At 40.7% G+C, this 17,039-nt stretch carries 13 protein-coding genes; 4 read left to right on the top strand and 9 right to left on the bottom strand.

The features are described 5' to 3' along the window. Positions 1-46: 46 nt before the first annotated feature. The 7 genes from ADIARSV_RS01765 to ADIARSV_RS01745 all read right to left on the bottom strand — a co-directional run bounded on the left by ADIARSV_RS01765 (position 47) and on the right by ADIARSV_RS01745 (position 5,862). The gene (locus ADIARSV_RS01765) at positions 47-613 is read right to left on the bottom strand and encodes a K(+)-transporting ATPase subunit C (protein WP_016193625.1); all 567 of its coding nucleotides are present in this window, start codon (positions 611-613) and stop codon (positions 47-49) included. Between the two features lie 10 nt (positions 614-623). Further along, entirely contained in the window at positions 624-2,663 is a 2,040-nt protein-coding gene (gene kdpB, locus ADIARSV_RS01760; protein ID WP_016193624.1) for a potassium-transporting ATPase subunit KdpB, read from the bottom strand. Between the two features lie 14 nt (positions 2,664-2,677). Beyond that, positions 2,678-4,396, bottom strand: coding sequence for a potassium-transporting ATPase subunit KdpA (gene kdpA, locus ADIARSV_RS01755; protein WP_016193623.1), 1,719 nt, complete (start codon positions 4,394-4,396; stop codon positions 2,678-2,680). Positions 4,397-4,404: 8 nt separating this feature from the next. Beyond that, positions 4,405-4,482, bottom strand: coding sequence for a K(+)-transporting ATPase subunit F (kdpF, locus tag ADIARSV_RS20890; RefSeq protein ID WP_083257263.1), 78 nt, complete (start codon positions 4,480-4,482; stop codon positions 4,405-4,407). A gap of 317 nt (positions 4,483-4,799) precedes the next feature. Then, a complete protein-coding gene (locus tag ADIARSV_RS01750) occupies positions 4,800-5,039 on the bottom strand; it encodes a peptidase dimerization domain-containing protein (protein WP_016193622.1) in 240 nt (79 codons plus the stop codon). Positions 5,040-5,095: 56 nt separating this feature from the next. After that, the gene (locus ADIARSV_RS21760) at positions 5,096-5,248 is read right to left on the bottom strand and encodes a hypothetical protein (RefSeq protein WP_016193621.1); all 153 of its coding nucleotides are present in this window, start codon (positions 5,246-5,248) and stop codon (positions 5,096-5,098) included. Positions 5,249-5,265: 17 nt separating this feature from the next. Then, a complete protein-coding gene (locus tag ADIARSV_RS01745; RefSeq protein WP_016193620.1) occupies positions 5,266-5,862 on the bottom strand; it encodes a GNAT family N-acetyltransferase in 597 nt (198 codons plus the stop codon). A 524-nt stretch (positions 5,863-6,386) separates the two neighbouring features. On the opposite strand from ADIARSV_RS01745, the gene ADIARSV_RS01740 reads away from it, so the two are divergent. From ADIARSV_RS01740 to ADIARSV_RS01725, 4 genes are read left to right on the top strand one after another with little or no spacing between them, the layout of a single operon-like run. Then, complete coding sequence (locus tag ADIARSV_RS01740; RefSeq protein WP_152439732.1) at positions 6,387-9,656, top strand: SusC/RagA family TonB-linked outer membrane protein; 3,270 nt, start codon at positions 6,387-6,389, stop codon at positions 9,654-9,656. Positions 9,657-9,667: 11 nt separating this feature from the next. After that, positions 9,668-11,086, top strand: coding sequence for a SusD/RagB family nutrient-binding outer membrane lipoprotein (locus tag ADIARSV_RS01735; protein WP_016193618.1), 1,419 nt, complete (start codon positions 9,668-9,670; stop codon positions 11,084-11,086). A gap of 16 nt (positions 11,087-11,102) precedes the next feature. Continuing rightward, on the top strand, positions 11,103-13,181 hold the full coding sequence (locus tag ADIARSV_RS01730) for a S9 family peptidase (protein WP_152439731.1): 2,079 nt from the start codon (positions 11,103-11,105) through the stop codon (positions 13,179-13,181). Positions 13,182-13,186: 5 nt separating this feature from the next. Beyond that, positions 13,187-14,770 (top strand): serine hydrolase, encoded by a 1,584-nt coding sequence (locus ADIARSV_RS01725; RefSeq protein ID WP_016193616.1) that lies wholly within the window; start codon positions 13,187-13,189, stop codon positions 14,768-14,770. A 16-nt stretch (positions 14,771-14,786) separates the two neighbouring features. Here ADIARSV_RS01725 and ADIARSV_RS01720 read toward each other — a convergent pair whose 3' ends face one another. Together ADIARSV_RS01720 and ADIARSV_RS01715 are read right to left on the bottom strand one after the other, a co-directional pair. Further along, entirely contained in the window at positions 14,787-16,007 is a 1,221-nt protein-coding gene (locus ADIARSV_RS01720; RefSeq protein ID WP_016193615.1) for a cystathionine gamma-synthase family protein, read from the bottom strand. A gap of 47 nt (positions 16,008-16,054) precedes the next feature. Then, positions 16,055-17,008 (bottom strand): YihY/virulence factor BrkB family protein, encoded by a 954-nt coding sequence (locus ADIARSV_RS01715; protein ID WP_016193614.1) that lies wholly within the window; start codon positions 17,006-17,008, stop codon positions 16,055-16,057. Positions 17,009-17,039 lie beyond the last annotated feature (31 nt).

Genomic DNA, 17,039 nt, shown 5'->3' with positions numbered 1-17,039 from the left:
TTTCTTTTTTTGAAAGCTTACAGGAGTTATTGATAAAGTTTAATGTTTATTTTGATAAGCGATCTAATGATAAATTCAGTTGAAGTACATTTACTTTTTCAGGTCCGAGCAGACCCAATAAAGGCGGGGTAGTTGCATTTTTAACTACCTGCTGTACCTGCTCCAGGCTCAGGTTTCTAACGTTGGCAACCCTTTTAATTTGGATAATAGCCGCCTGTACGGAAATATCAGGATCAAGTCCACTACCGGATGCGGTAACCAGATCAGCCGGAATATCAGAGCGCTTCAACCCTGGATTATACTTCAGCAGGGTGTCAATCCGGTTTTCCACATCTTTTAAATAATCCACATTAGAAGGACCTTTATTAGATCCTGCAGAACCTGCTGCATTGTAATTAGCAGCAGATGGACGGCCCCAGAAATACTGTGGTTCTGTAAAAGATTGCCCAATGTTGGCATACCCTACCTTTTTGCCATTCAGCAGGACGGCTTCGCCGTTGCCTTCACCCTTGGCAAACCGGCCTGCGAAGGCAATAATTAAAGGATAGATCACACCTAATAAAACCAGCAGGACCAGTGTGAGACGGATAGATTGAAAGATATATTTTTTCATCAGTGTAGAATTATATAAAAACAGCTATTAAAAGGTCTATTGCCTTTATGCCAATAAAAGGGACAATAACACCGCCTAAACCATAGATCAACAGATTTCTGCGGAGCAAAGCACTAGCTCCAAGTGGTTTATATGCCACTCCTTTTAGAGCCAGCGGGATCAGGAATGGAATGATAATCGCATTGAAAATGACAGCAGACAGGATCGCGCTTTCCGGACTATGCAGATGCATGATATTTAATCCCTGTAAAGCAGGTATGGAAGCGATAAACAGTGCAGGAACAATAGCGAAATACTTCGCAACATCATTGGCTATGGAAAAGGTGGTTAAAGTACCACGTGTAATCAACAGTTGTTTTCCAATTTCAATGATCTCAATCAGTTTGGTCGGATCATTATCCAGATCGACCATATTACCAGCCTCTTTTGCTGCCTGAGTTCCACTATTCATTGCCACACCCACATCCGCCTGTGCAAGAGCAGGAGCATCATTCGTTCCATCGCCCATCATGGCAACCAGTTTTCCTAGTGATTGCTCATGTTTGATGTAATTCATCTTATCTTCGGGTTTTGCTTCTGCGATAAAGTCGTCTACACCAGCTTTTTCTGCAATGTACTTAGCAGTTAATGGGTTATCACCTGTTACCATAACGGTTTTCACGCCCATTTTACGTAGCCGTTCAAACCGTTCCTGAATGCCCGGTTTGATAATATCCTGCAGTTCGATTACACCAAGTATTCTCGAATTTTCGGATACCACCAACGGTGTTCCTCCGTTGGTGGAGATGTGAGTAACGTCATTACCTACCGATTCAGGGAATTCATTACCCGCTTTTACAGCAATGTTTCGGATAGAGTCTGATGCCCCTTTTCTGATTTGAGTTCCATCTTGAAGGTCTACACCACTTGAACGGGTTTCAGCAGTGAATTTCACAAAAGTCAATGCAGATTGATCAGGAAGATTCGCTGTATTTTGATTTAAGATTTGATTTGCCAGTTCAACAATGGATTTTCCTTCAGGAGTTTCATCTGATATGGAGGCTAACAAACTACTGCGTACAAAATGATCTTCGGTAATGCCTGGGGCTGCATAGAAGCGAGTGGCCTTTCGGTTTCCTATCGTGATTGTACCTGTTTTATCCAGCAATAAGGTATCGATATCTCCTGCGGTTTCAACGGCCTTTCCGGATTTAGTAATCACATTAGCACGTAAAGCACGATCCATTCCTGCTATACCAATCGCGGAAAGAAGTCCGCCGATCGTTGTAGGAATAAGACAAACAAAGAGTGAAATTAGCGCAGCAACCGTAATAGGCGTATTGGCATAATCGGCAAATGGCTTCAGCGAGATACATACGATTATAAATACCAGAGTAAAGCTGGCCAGTAGAATAGTCAATGCGATCTCATTCGGCGTCTTTTGACGGGAAGCTCCTTCTACCAATGCGATCATCTTATCCAAAAAGCTTTCGCCTGGTTGGGTGGTTACCCTCACTTTAATTTGATCCGACAACACCTTGGTTCCTCCAGTAACAGAAGATTTATCTCCTCCTGATTCTCTGATTACGGGTGCAGATTCTCCTGTAATCGCTGATTCATCAATGGTTGCGATCCCTTCTATGATTTCTCCATCAGTTGGAATAGTATCCCCTTCTTCACAAACAAAGACATCACCTTTGAGGAGCTGATTGGATGAACGAAGTTCTACTTTGCCGTCTTTGGTAAGGAATTTTGCAGGCGTGTCTTCCCTGGTTTTACGCAAGCTATCTGCCTGTGCCTTTCCTCTCGCTTCGGCTAGTGCTTCGGCAAAGTTGGCAAACAACACAGTAAGCAAGAGCAGGACGAAAATGGTTGCATTGTAGGCAAAAGACCCCTGTCCTGTTGCTGTAAGCGAATAAACGGAGACTGCCAGCATAACTGCCGTTCCGATTTCTACTGTAAACATGACCGGATTCTTGATCATGCTACGGGGGTTCAGTTTTATGAAAGATTGTTTCAACGCTGCACTTACCAGTGCCGGTTGAAATAATTGATTGGATTGCGTTCTCATCTTGTTACAAGATTTTATTTAAGCATAGTAAAGTATTCTGCTAATGGGCCGAGAGCCAAAGCAGGGAAATAAGATAGAGCAGTTAACACCACGATAACGGCTAGGGTCATTATTCCAAAGGTGATCGTGTCCGCACGAAGCGTACCAGCTGATTCAGGAATGTATTTTTTCTGTCCCAGCAGTCCGGCAATAGCTATAGGGCCTATGATGGGTAGAAAACGTGAGAAGATTAGGACGATTCCGCTGGAGATATTCCAGAAAATATTATTATCGCCTAAACCTTCAAACCCTGATCCGTTGTTTGCATTTGCAGAGGTTATTTCATATAACATTTCGGAGAAACCATGAAAACCAGGGTTATTGAGCCAGTTGGCAGGTTTAACTGCCCAATCGGCATCTCCATAATTGCCAAATACGTAACTGGCAGCAGCAGTTCCTGCTAATATCAGAAAAGGACTAAGCAAGGTAATCAATGCGGCTATTTTCACTTCTCTAGCCTCCACTTTATGCCCCAGAAACTCAGGGGTACGACCGACCATCAATCCAGAAATGAATACCGCAATGATTAAATAGATGAAGTAGTTGAGTATCCCCACTCCGCAACCACCATAAAAAGAGTTGATCATCATGCCTAACAATTGCAATGCTCCTGTCAAAGGCATCGTGCTATCATGCATACTATTTACTGATCCGGTCGATATAATGGTCGTAACCGTACTCCAGTATGCCGAAGCAGCAGGACCAAACCGAACCTCTTTCCCCTCCATTGCACCGGTATGCTGACTTACACCCAATTGAGCGATAGCAGGACTTCCGCCAAGCTCCGAGCTAATTGTAGGAATCAAAAGGAGGAGCATTCCAAATGTCATCACCCCAAAGATGATCCATCCGAGTTTTTTACGTCTGATAAAATAGCCGAAAGCAATGACCATGGCAATGGGAATAATCACCTGTGCGATTAGTTCAACCATATTGGTTAAATAATTGGGATTTTCAAGCGGATGTGAAGAATTCACACCAAACCATCCACCGCCATTTGTACCCAAATGTTTAATTGCAATCATGGCCGCTGCCGGTCCTCTTGAAACGGCTATTGTATCACCTTGTAAGGAGATGTATTGATCCTTTCCCTCATAAGAACTTGGCGTTCCATTAAACGTAAGGATTAAAGCTACTACTATGGAAAGAGGCAGAAGCAAACGGGTTATTGACTTAACAAAAAACTCCCAGAAGTTACCAAGCTGAGAAACTGATTTTTCTCTGAAAGCTTTAAACAACACAACCGCAGAGGCAATACCGGTTGCCGCACTTACAAACTGCAAAAACATAATTATAAAATGCTGTGTGAAATAGGTCAAGCCACTTTCTCCGGAATAATGCTGAAGATTGCAGTTCACCACAAAGCTAATAATGGTATTAAATGCCAAATCAGGTGTTTGTCCTGGATTTCCATCCGGATTTAATGGAAGCTTGTCCTGATTAATCAGCACGAAAAATCCGTAGATCAGCCATACTGAATTTATAGTCAGCATCGCTTTCATATGCTGTTTCCAATTCATCTGTTCAGTTTGGCGAATCCCCGACAAGCGATAGATAATTTTTTCAATAGGTAGGAGAAAGTCAGTCCAAACTTTCTCTCCGGCAAATACTTTAGCCAGGTATATTCCCAGTGGAATGCCTATCAGCAAAGTAATCAGATAGGTGGTAATTATTCCAAGTAATTCTGTGTTCATGATAGGGTTTAGAATTTTTCAGGTTTAAGCAGTACATACACCATGTATATAAAAACTGCCAATGCGATAATGAATAATAGGGTCATAAGTCTTAAATTTTTTCAAACCAATCAATTGAATAATAAATGAGGCAGATGCATAAAAGCAAGGCCATAAATAATAAGAGAGTAAGCATATTTATATTTTTCGACTACTATTCAATAGATAGACCACAATTTACAAAACATATATAACTAATTGAAAATCAATATAAAGAGATAATCAATCCAGATTAGAAACAAAAAAAGCCTTCCATTTTGGAAGGCTTCAAATTCATTATGATAGGTTTGATCTATCGGGACAAATTTCTAGCAGATGTATTTGCTGTTTTTATAGCACCACATAATCAGCACAGTTTCCTTAATCATGTAGAGAATGATGAGTAATCAGCAGGAATAACATTATGCTGCAAACCGGCATTGACCTGTATTTCGTTCATCTTAACGGGTCCTAACAAAGAAGATTCTCTTGAAAAGCAATAGTCTTGAAACCAGCGGATGGCATTCAATGATTTATAGATGGGATTATCGCCTTCATCCCTGGCGGCGTGACCAGCTTTTCCATGAGCGATACAATCTAGTACGTATGGTTGGTTTTGCAGCACTGAGATAACGGTTTTATACGTCCATACATTATTCTTTTCTATACGGTAATGTCCTTTTATATCAGAAAAGAATAAATCAGATCAGCAGTAATCGTTTCTTCACCACTATAAGAGGGTGTTTGGATGAGTGATTTCAAGAGGTCCAGACTTTGTATATAGAGTTCTTCCGGAAAATCATTTCCTGAAGGATTAAGGGGTTTGTCATTCATGATATACAGTTTAACTATTAGGCAATCATTAATTGGTATTCAAAGGTGGCATGTTTATGAATACTATCCGCTTGTTTTTCGGGATCAAACAACATGGCTGTACAGAAGCAATTGAATTGTTTTTTTTGTTCGAGTGTGTTATAATTCACACAGCTTTTGCAGCCTTCCCAAAATTTTTCATCTTGAGTGATCTGTTGAAAGGTTACGGGTTCAAAGCCAAGTAGCGTATTCATTTTCATTACAGCAATGCCTGAAGTAATACTGAAGATCTTAGCGACTGGATACCTTTCCCTTGAAAGTTTGAATATGCGCTCTTTAATTGCTTTGGCTACACCAGTGTGTCGAAACTCTGGAGATACAATTAACCCGGAATTAGAAAGGTACTTCCCGCCTTCCCAAACTTCGAAATAGGAGAAACCTACCCAGTCCCCTGTATCGGTTAAAGCGATAATTGATTTTCCATCTCTCATTTTGGCTACAATAGATTCTGGAGTCCTATTTGATATGCCAATTCCGCGTTGTAAGGCAGATTCTTTTGTTTCTTGTATAATTTCAGTTACGTATTTTATATCCTTTAAGGTTGCTACGCGAACAACTATCGAATGTTCTTCCATTGAAATTTATTTTTTTCAACGAGTTAACAAAAGCGATGCCGATTAAATAATTGTGTAAAAAATGCTTGTTTAAAGACACTGGAGGCCATTTAAGTAATTATTGTTTGAATTTTAGGGTCTTTCAAATTTTCAAATTGGTAGGCTTTTATTTCAATTCGGGAATTTAGCAGGTTGATTTATTGCTCGGTATCTATATGTTACCTTTTACTGCTTCGGATACCTTCGTTCTCTTTAGTCATGCATAAATTAATAAAAAAGTTAAAGTATACTTGCATTATTTACAAAATAAATCCGATATTAAAGTTTTATTAACAAAAAGCACTCATATTCATTCACCTGATGACTTATTTTAATATGAATTACACATTGCCACCTTGTTCAACCTGCATAATACTTCTTTACACAATTTTAATCTCATTTAATTTGAAAATAAAGCCGAAAAACACTAATTCAGTACAAAAAACTTGATAATTATTACATAAATGTCCTTATTCTTTATTAATTAATTCAAATAACCTATCTATATGAACGTTTGTACCTTAAAAAACGACCAGGGCTATCATTACCGATGGTTATGCTCCACTTTTCCTGTTAGCACTCTAACTGTTCTATTGTTGCTTTTTTCTTTATTCAATGTTTCAGCAACCAGTCTAAAGAGTAAAATTATTCTAAGCAAAATAGCCAGTATTCCCAAAACGAACAGGAAAGTAATCACTAATGAAGTAAAAACACATCAGGCTACAGTAACCGGTAAAGTGATCGATGACAAAGGTATTCCCTTAGCCGGTGTAAACATTTTGATTAAAGGAACAACAAGAGGCTTAAGTTCAGATTCGAACGGATTTTTTAGTATCGAAGTTCCAGGAAACAACTCCATTCTTGTTTTCCGTTTAGTTGGCTTTGTCACCAAAGAAGTACCGGTAGGCCAATCCACAACACTTACCGTTTCTTTGGTACCTGACAATAAAGTCCTTTCTGAAGTAACCGTTACCGCATTCGGAATCCAGAGAGAAAAGCGTTCTCTGGGTTATTCGGCACAAGAAGTTTCAGGTGACGCGATTAGTGCAAGTCACCAGACGAACCTGGTGAATGCGTTACAAGGGCAAGCTGCGGGACTACAGATTAATTCAAGTGGAGGTGCACCGGGATCTGGAGCCAAAATAATCTTAAGGGGGATCAATTCCATGAATTCTGAACGGAGCTTTCAACCTCTGTTTATTATAGATGGAATCCCGATTGACAATTCCACTGATGTTTCTGACGGAAGTGATCTTTTAGGAATAAGCAACCGTGCTGCAGACATTAATCCGGATGATATTGAATCCATAAATGTGCTTAAAGGAGGAGCTGCCACCGCTTTATATGGTTTACGGGCAGCTACAGGAGCCATCATTATTACGACCAAGTTGGGTAAAGCAGGTAAGCTCAGGGTCAGCTTTACCTCCACAGCGAGTATAGACGAAATTAATAAATACCCGGAAACACAGAATAAATATACACAGGGATGGCTTGGCGTATATGATCCTACCAGTTTCTGGCCTGCATATGGACCCACAATTGAAGAAGCAAAGGCGATTGACCCTACTCATCCCGATCAATTGTTTAATAATTATAAACATGGGTATCAAACCGGTCATTCCTACCGTAATAGTCTAAATATGTCTGGAGGTTCTGAAAAAGCAATATTTACAGGAGCCTTTTCACAGTTTAACCAGGACGGGATTATGCCGTTTACCGACTATAAAAACTATTCTGCTAAAGTTGGAGGCGAATTCAAATTTTCAGATAAACTGAGTTTCGGTAGTTCTTTAAATTACATTAAATCAGGTGGACGAAGAGGTAATTCAGACCGGTATAATGAGGGTCTTACGTATTTTTCGCCACGTTGGGATATTTGGGATTATGAAAAAGCGGATGGCACACAAAATACAATTATAGGGTCAACCAATGATAACCCCATTTATATCTTAGCCAATACCAATTATAAAGATGACGTAGACCGGGTAATCTCCAATTCGCATTTCACTTACTCCCCTTTCAAATGGCTGGATGTGAATTATAGGTTTGGCGTCGACTTGTACAATGACTCGCGAACACGTACTACTCCGGGTCCATTAGGTCTGGCCGGAGAACTTTATCCCGCAGGTGACTTTGGATATGGTACCATAGAAGAGTATAGAGCTAAGAATACGGTTCTCAACTCTACATTAATGCTGAATATTAAAAACGATTTGGGTCCTCATATTAAGTCATCGCTCAAGGTAGGTAATGACATATATTCAACCAGTCGAAATACGGTTAATACAGTAGGCGACACTTTGGTTGTACCCGATTATTACAATTTGAGCAATGCCAAAAAAGTGACAGCACGTAATACTATTAATGATTACCGGATCATAGGAGTTTTCGCTGACTGGTCCTTGAGTTATGATAATTTTCTTTATTTGTCGCTCACATCCAGAAATGACTGGACCTCTACATTACCTAAAAAAAATCGGTCCTTTAATTATCCATCTGCCAGTGCAAGCTGGGTATTTTCAGAAAATCTAGTTCTCCCAGACTGGTTCGGTTTTGGTAAACTGCGCTTTTCAGTAGCTAAGATTGGTAAAGATGCTACCACTTATGCCACTTCCTCAGGATATAATATTGATGATCCATTAAGCAACGGTGTATTACCATTCAGTCTGGATGATCAAACCGGAGATTTAAATATCCGTCCGGAGTTCACTACATCTTATGAAGGTGGGACGGAACTCCGCTTTCTGAAAGACAAAATAGGGATTGAGTTTACCTACTACAACAATACCAGTAAAGACCTCATCATTCCTGTTTATGTATCACCAACAGCAGGATATGACAAAATATATTTCAACTCCGGAAGTATTCGAAATAAAGGAGTCGAGATCAGCTTAACAGGCAGACCTATTCAAACTCCTGATTTTAGCTGGAATATGAACATAAACTATACGCGGAACAAAAACACGGTACTTTCTATAAATCCTGCATTAAAAGAAATACTTATGGGAACTCAGTATGGTTATTTAAGTTCTACTGTAACCCAAAAATACATTCCAGGCCTACCAGTAGGTGCATTATTTGGCCGTACGTATCAACGTTATTATGGAGATGAAACGGAAGATCCAGGAATCCTCGATCAATCAAAGCCAATAGTAATCGGCGCAAATGGTTTCCCTGTTCTAAATCCTGCTTCAAAACAACAATATATTGCCAACTCGCAACCTAAATGGATTGGAAGTCTTGGCAGCACATTTAAGTATAAGGAAATGAGCTTCTCCTTCTTATTCGATACACAGCAGGGCGTATACCGTTATAACCAGCTAGCCAACTTTATGGCTGCTTTTGCTTTACAAAAAAGCTCAGAAAACAGGAATGACTTCAAGGTATTTGAAGGTGTACTAGCAGATGGAACACCAAATACAAAGTCTGTATGGCTGGGACAAGGAGTTGGTCCCGACGGTGTAAATTATGGCAATGGCTATTACCGTAATTATTACAGAGGTGCTTCAGAAACATTTATAGAGAACGCTTCCTGGGTACGTTTGCGCAGTGCAACATTAGCTTATACATTGCCACAAACCTTGCTACAAGGAAGTAAATTTCTAAATGCAGTAACATTATCCTTTACAGGAAACAACCTTTGGTTAAGTACTAAGTTTACCGGGTTCGATCCCGAATCGAGCTCTACCAGCTCAGGAAGTGCAACAGACGGTTTTGCTGGATTTACATACCCGGCAACACGCAGTTATATATTCTCATTAAATGCTAACTTTTAAGGCTGAACAAAATGAAAAATAAACATATATTAATTTTCGCAGGATTTCTAGCTTTCATCTTTTCGGGCTGTAATAGCTATCTTGATAAACTTGATAACCCTAATTTGGTTATTAATCCTCCATTGAATGGGCTCTTAGCGACAGCAACATCACAGACCGGACTGGATGTTTTCCGAATGGGCAATGCAGTTTCGTACTACTCACAATATTTGGCCAGCAATACAAAAGGTAGTGGTGCAGACACTTACGATGAAGTAGATTACTCAGGTACCTGGTCATACTTCTACAGCTGCATGATGAACATCAAACAGATGAATGATCTGGCCGTAACAGAAGATGCCTATTATCACTTGGGAATTGGCAAAATATTAATGGCATTTAATTTGAATATGCTCATCAATACGTTTGGAGATGTTCCCTACTCCACTGCTTTTATGGGTAAAGAAGTGGTCACACCTACGTATGACCCGCAGGAAACTTTACACGCCACTTGTCTGCAGTTAATTGACGAAGGGATAGCTGACTTGCAACGAAATGATGTGACCGTTGTTTTGGATGCATCAAGTGATGTCATTCATAAAGGTAATACAGCAAACTGGATTCGTACAGCCTATGGATTAAAGGCAAGGTTTCTGAATCAGCTCTCCAAGACCAGCACCTATGACCCTGCAGCTGTTCTTACTGCCGTGGCAAGCTCTTATGATGGTTCCAACCCAGATACACAGGATGCAACACTTACTGCATTTGATGGTTTAAGTCCATGGAATCAAGTTGCTTACAATAACACGCAGCTCAATCTGGATGGTTGGTTAAGCAGCCAGTTTGTAGATGCTTTAAATGGAACTACCTATGGAATATTTGATCCAAGACTACCTAAAATAGCGACACTGACTAAGTTCGGTGATTACAGAGGAACCCCAAATGGTGCAGGACGTATTGGAACAGGAACAAATCAGGAAGAATCCTATTTGGGTGTAGATGGCTTCTACTCGAAATCTGGTGCCCCAGTACAGCTATTTACTTATGCCGAGCTTAAGTTTATAGAGGCAGAAGCGGCATTCCGGTCGAATAACAAATCAAAGGCCTATTTAGCTTACCTTGATGGTATTAAAGCCCATATGAATAAATTAGGGGTGAGTTCGGTTGATCAACTGGCCTATATTAACAACCCGGCAGTAAGTGTTGGTGAAGCGGGATTAACACTTGACCTGATTTTTAAGGAGAAATATGTGGCCATGTTCCTTAACCCTGAATCATGGGTAGACGCAAGAAGATATGATTATAAATATAGTGACTTTACTATACCTGAAGGAGCTGTGTTAAGTACCTTTATTAGACGGTTAGGATATCCGACTGTTGAAACCAGCCGTAACGGGGCTAATGTACCTATTGTTTCAGGCTTAGATCAACGCCTGTACTGGGACAAATAATATTTAACTTTAAACTATGCTCAGGAACACATTCCTCTTTATGGCCCTTATGGCCGGTTTGCAATTCAGTTATGCCCAAGGCTTCGATGTAGAAGCGGTGACCAGTTATCCGTTCGTAACGGAGCTGACAGCCGCTTCTACTGGCTCTAAGTTAGCTTTTACCGTTAACGTAAAAGGAATACGCAACATATACGTTGCTGAAGGCCCTTTATTTAAACTCCGAAAACTGACTAATTTCAACACGGATGAGGGTCAGGAATTAACAGGTGTGACTATTTCTCCAGATGGGAAATGGGTGATATTTGTGAGAGGGGGTGACCATGGTGCTTTTGATGAAAGCATTCCAAGAAATCCTTCATCTGCTCCTGTTGAGCCGCATGTACAGCTATATTACATGCCTTTTAAAGCAGGAGGGCAAGCGATATTGCTTACTGATGGCGACTATCCTGTTATCTCTCCTTCCGGTAAGCAGGTGGCTTATATTAAAAACGGTCAGGTTTGGGTATCTGCTTTAGATGGATCAGTTTCGATGAAAAGGTTATTTTACAGCAGAGGATCGGTACATTCCATACAATGGTCACCTGATGGCAATCGGCTTTTGTTTGTAAACTCCCGGAATGATCACTCGTTAATTGGGATCTATACAGATTCTGCGTCTTCAATTAAATGGATTGACCCCTCTTTTTCGATGGATCAGTCGGCACGATGGAGTCCGGATGGAAAACAAATTGTATTTATACGACGTGCAACACGTGGTGGGTATCCAGACTCTTTAACTGCACCGGTTTATGAACCATGGTCGATAAGAATAGCTGATGTCTTGTCAGGAAAAGGAAAAGAACTATGGAAGGCACCTGAAACGCTGCAGGGCTCTTATCCTGAAACAAATGGCGGTGCCAATCTTCATTGGGCTGCTAAGGGTCATATTGTTTATGTTTCTTACCAGGATGGCTGGCCACATCTTTATAGTTTACCTGCTTCAGGTGGAAAACCTATATTATTGACTCCAGGCGCCTTTGCAATTGAGCATGTTAAACTCAGCGCTGATGGTAACTGGGTATATTTCAGTGCGAATAAAGAGGATCGGGACAGGCGTCACATTTTTAGAGTGCCTGTTGATCAAGCAGCAATGGAAACCTTAACTCCAGGGACAGGATTGGAGAGTAATGCAGTACCTCTTGGTGACGGAAAGACAGTCGCTTTTTTATCTGCAACCGCTCAACAACCAAATTTACCAGCAACGCTCTCTCTTGGGAGTAAACAAATTAATATGATCGGGAAAGAATTGATTACGCCTGCTTTCCCTTCCCAAAAGCTTATTACACCAAAGTCGGTTCAATTTAAAGCTTCTGATGGCAAAATGGTTTATGGTCAGCTTTTTGAGCCTACATCAGGTTCATCTAAAAAGCCGGCTATCTTATTTGTGCATGGCGGACCGCAAAGGCAGATGTTGCTGGGTTGGCATTTTGGCGATTATTATTCCAATACCTATGCCCTCAATCAATATCTGGCTAGTCAGGGTTTCGTAGTTCTGGCTGTGAACTACCGTTTGGGTGTAGGTTATGGTTATGATTTCCAAAATCCGCTTCATTCATGGACCACAGGAGCATCCGAGTATCTGGATGTAGAAGCAGCGGGAAAATGGCTGGCATCACAGGATGGAGTAGATCCAAAAAGGGTTGGCATTTATGGTGGTTCTTATGGTGGTTACCTTACAGCATTGGCTCTGGGAAGGGATTCTAAATTATTTGCTGCTGGAGTGGATATACATGGAGAGCATAATCTTTCTACGTTTTTACCCGCTGAAAGTGCTGAACCTGCACCCGATCTTGCTTTAGCTAAAAAGCTAAACTGGCAATCATCCCCTATTGCCTGGCTGGATAACTGGACCTCCCCCGTTCTGATTATTCATGGAGATGATGATGGCAATGTTCCTTTCCATCAAAGTATTGATCTGCTTAACAGGCTGAAGAAAAAGAAAACACCATTTGAGACGTTGATGATCCCTGATGAAACGCACCATTGGATGAAATATAAAAATATGCTTCAGGTGGATGAGGCTGTTGCGGAGTTTTTGATACGTAAGCTAAAGTGATACTAATGAAGGTAATCCGGTTTGTTGTCCTTGTACATTTTGTATTCATTTTATTTTTAAACCCTCTGCGTATTCAAGCACAAACTAATGGTGGTTTGCCTCCAGGTCTGGACGAATACATCAATAAAGTACTCCAAACCTTTGAGGTACCGGGGATGAGCGTTTCCATTGTAAAGGATGGCAAGGTAGTTTTAGCGAAAGGTTACGGAGTAAAACAGTTGGGAAAAACGGACAAAGTAGATGCAAATACCCTTTTTTCTATTGCTTCCAATTCAAAAGCCTTTACAGCTACAGCCCTGGCTTTATTGGTTGAAGAAGGAAAGTTACAATGGGATGATCCGGTTATTAAATATCTTCCATGGTTTCAGATGGCAGATTCTTATGTCAGCACACATCTTACCGTTAGGGATTTGTTGGTACATCAAAGCGGACTGGCGGCTTATTCCGGCGATTTGATGCTCTTCCCTCCCTCTACATTTAACCGTAGGGAGATCCTGAATAAACTTAAAAAACTTCCGCTAGCGAATGATTTCAGAACAACCTATGCCTATGATAATATCCTTTACCTGGCAGCAGGGGAGATTATTGCGGCGGTAAGTGGTATAAGTTGGGAGGATTTTATTAAAGCAAGGATTTTTGATCCGGTAGGAATGCCCGGCAGTATATCACGCTATTCTTTGTTTGCTGGAATGCCCAACATTGCAGTGGCACATGACCGGATAAATGGAATGGTACAAGTGGTAGACCATTATACTGAATTAAACATCGGGGATGCAAGTGACCCTGCAGGAGGAATTCTTTCAAATGCGAATGACTTTTCAAACTGGATGATCACGCAACTGGATTCTGGGCGAACCCCATCTAAAGTTGTTTTATTTAAACCGGAAACAACTAAAGAGCTTTGGAAGCTGGTAAGGCCTATCCCTGTAAGTGAAATGCCAGAAGGATTGAAACCGGCACAAATGGACTTTTTCGGGTATGCACTTGGATTTCGTACTTATAACTATCAGCGTTATAAAGTGGTGGGTCATGGAGGTAAATTAAATGGCTTTGTTTCACAAATAGCTATGGTACCTGATCTTCAGCTGGGGATTGCTGTATTTACTAACCAGGAATCAACAGGAGCCTATTGGTCGGTAATATATCATGTTCTTGATTTCTATATGAAAAACAAAAAGCATGATTGGCTAACAAATTACAAATCAGCACAGGACAGCAGCTTTGCTAAAACAAAGTTTCAATTAAGTAAAAATACAGTTCAGCCAGATTCAATAAACAAAATACCGGTAGCCTTGAGCAAATTCAGTGGTAATTACCGGGACGAAATATACGGCGAGGTAGTTATCAGCAACACTGAAAATGGGATGGTTATGGAATTCAAACAGCTGCCTCATCTGACAGCTGATCTTAGCTATTTTCAGTTCAACACCTTTCTTGCCACCTTCAGGAATGTGCATTTAAAGGCAGACGCGTATGTGACTTATGCTCTGAATCCAGATGGAACAATTGATCAGCTGAAGCTAAAAATAATTAATCCGGAATCTGACCTTGAATTTGATGATGTATTGCTTAAGCCGGTGGCCAAATAAAAGGTGAATCTATTTTCTAACTAAGCTTCTCTGCTACGTTCCCTGTATTATCTATTTTTATTGCTGTTAACGCGGTGTCTAAATCAGCTATAAGATCTTCGACATTTTCTATACCTACGGAATAACGAATCAGACTTTCGGGAATTCCAAGTTGTTTACGTTGTTCGTCATTTAATTCCACATGACTGGTAGTTCTTGGAGGACCAGCAAGTGTGCTCACTGAGCCCAGACTAGCTGCCAGATGAACTAATTTAAGCTTGGGAAGGAATTGCTTCACCTGATCATAGCCGCCTTTTATGGTAAAGCTGAGTACCCCTCCGAAACCAGACATTTGCGTTTTGGCAATTTCATGTCCAGGGTGCGTGGTAAGTCCCGGATAAAAAACGTCAGTTACCTGATCATGGTTCAATAAATACTTTGCAATTTTAAGGGCGGATGCATTTTGGCGCTCTACCCTTAGCTCCAGGGTTTTCATACCTCTTAAGATCATATATGCAGCTTCTGGATGAATACTGGCACCATTGATCTCACGGAATCTAAACACTTTTTCAATCAGCTCTTTTTTCCCGCATAGGATACCTCCCATCGCATCTGAATGTCCGCATAGAAATTTTGTCGCACTATGAATAACCAGATCGGCACCAAGTTGCAATGGATTCTGATTGATCGGGGTAGCAAAAGTATTGTCTACCACAACTACAGCACCTACCTTTTTTGCTGCTGCTGCCAATCGTTTTATGTCCACTACCTTCAGTGTGGGATTGGTAGGCGTTTCCAGATACAATACGTCACAACCTTTCGCTATTTCTTTTTCAAGCATTTCGAAATCAGTAGTATTACAAAGACTTACCTCAATTTTAAATTCAGGTAAAAATTCCAGGAACAGTTTGCTCGTTCCTCCATAAGTATCGTTGATAGAGACAACCCGCTTTCCAGGGGAAAGTAACGCAAATAAGGTATTACTGATGGCAGCCATTCCTGTTGCGAACGCTGTTGTTGCTTCTGCTCCCTCTAACACACAGATCTTCTCTTCAAGCACAGCTACAGTTGGATTTGTATTTCTACTATAAATGTATCCTTTTGATTTACCTGCTGCTACATCATACCATTCATCCAGATCATCGTAGGCATAGGTAACGCTGTTTACAATAGGTGTAGTAGTTGCTCCCTGATAAGATCGTTCCGTTTCGCCAGCCCAAACAGATGCTGTACCCATTTTTAATTTTGAAAAATCCATATATCGATCAAGTATTAATAGTGTATAAAAAGACGGCTAACCTCCCATTACTCTTCATGGATTTCAGACCACCGGTAGCGAATAGCCCCAGTTTTTGGCTTGATAGGCGTTTCACGGTAATCTGCCCATGCTTTTGTAAATGCAGCACCAAAATACAATATTAATGAGGAATAAAACACAAAAAGCAGTAACAATACAATTGATGCTGAGGCACCATAGAAATTATTGAGATTGCTTTGTAATAGTAAAAGCCGTAATATAATCTTTCCTATATTGAAACAGATGCTGGTAAAAAATGCACCTGCAATGGCAACGGTCCATAGAGGACGACCATCCGGCAGATATCGAAATAAAATAACAAACCAGGCGGTCACGAACACGATAGAAAAACCATAGTTAAATATGCTATTCAAATAATCTGCAAGTCCGGGCAACAAACTAACCAACTCATCACTCAGATAAGTTTGCATTCCTTCAGCCAGGATGGCGATACAGAAAAGCGTACCTGTTAGCATAATTATAATTAAGGCTTGCCATCTTCCTCGCATCGTTTTCCAAAAATTTTGTTTGGCAATCATCCTGATCTTCCATATTTGGTTTATAGAATCCTTGATGATCTTGAACAAATTGGTGGCGACAAACACGAGAATGACGAAGCCAATGATGCTTGCATACCAGTTACTGGCCATCTCACGGATAGCGTGAAGCGTATCAATGACCTGATGGGCACTGGTTCGACCAATCGTACTGGAGAGTCTGGAGAATACCCCTCTGCTTAAGTTTCTTTCAAATACCAGTCCTAATGCCTGAATTATGATGATCAGTATGGGTGGCAAGGCAAACATGGTAAAGAAGGCAGTAGCTGCAGCCATTCGCAAGGGATCGTTGGCTGAAAAAGTTTTAAATGACTGTTTAAGAAGGCGCAAAAAAAGGAGCACTGCACCAGTGGCTCCTTTTTTTGCACTTTCAGAGTGCAGACGTATAGAAAATTTAGAATTCATGCCCTGCTCTCTTCAATTAAAATATTATGGT

The organism is Arcticibacter svalbardensis MN12-7 (genome assembly GCF_000403135.1).
Taxonomy (GTDB): domain Bacteria; phylum Bacteroidota; class Bacteroidia; order Sphingobacteriales; family Sphingobacteriaceae; genus Arcticibacter; species Arcticibacter svalbardensis.
The sequence above is the reverse complement of the archived record's forward strand: the minus strand, read 5'-3'. Positions and strand labels throughout refer to the sequence as shown.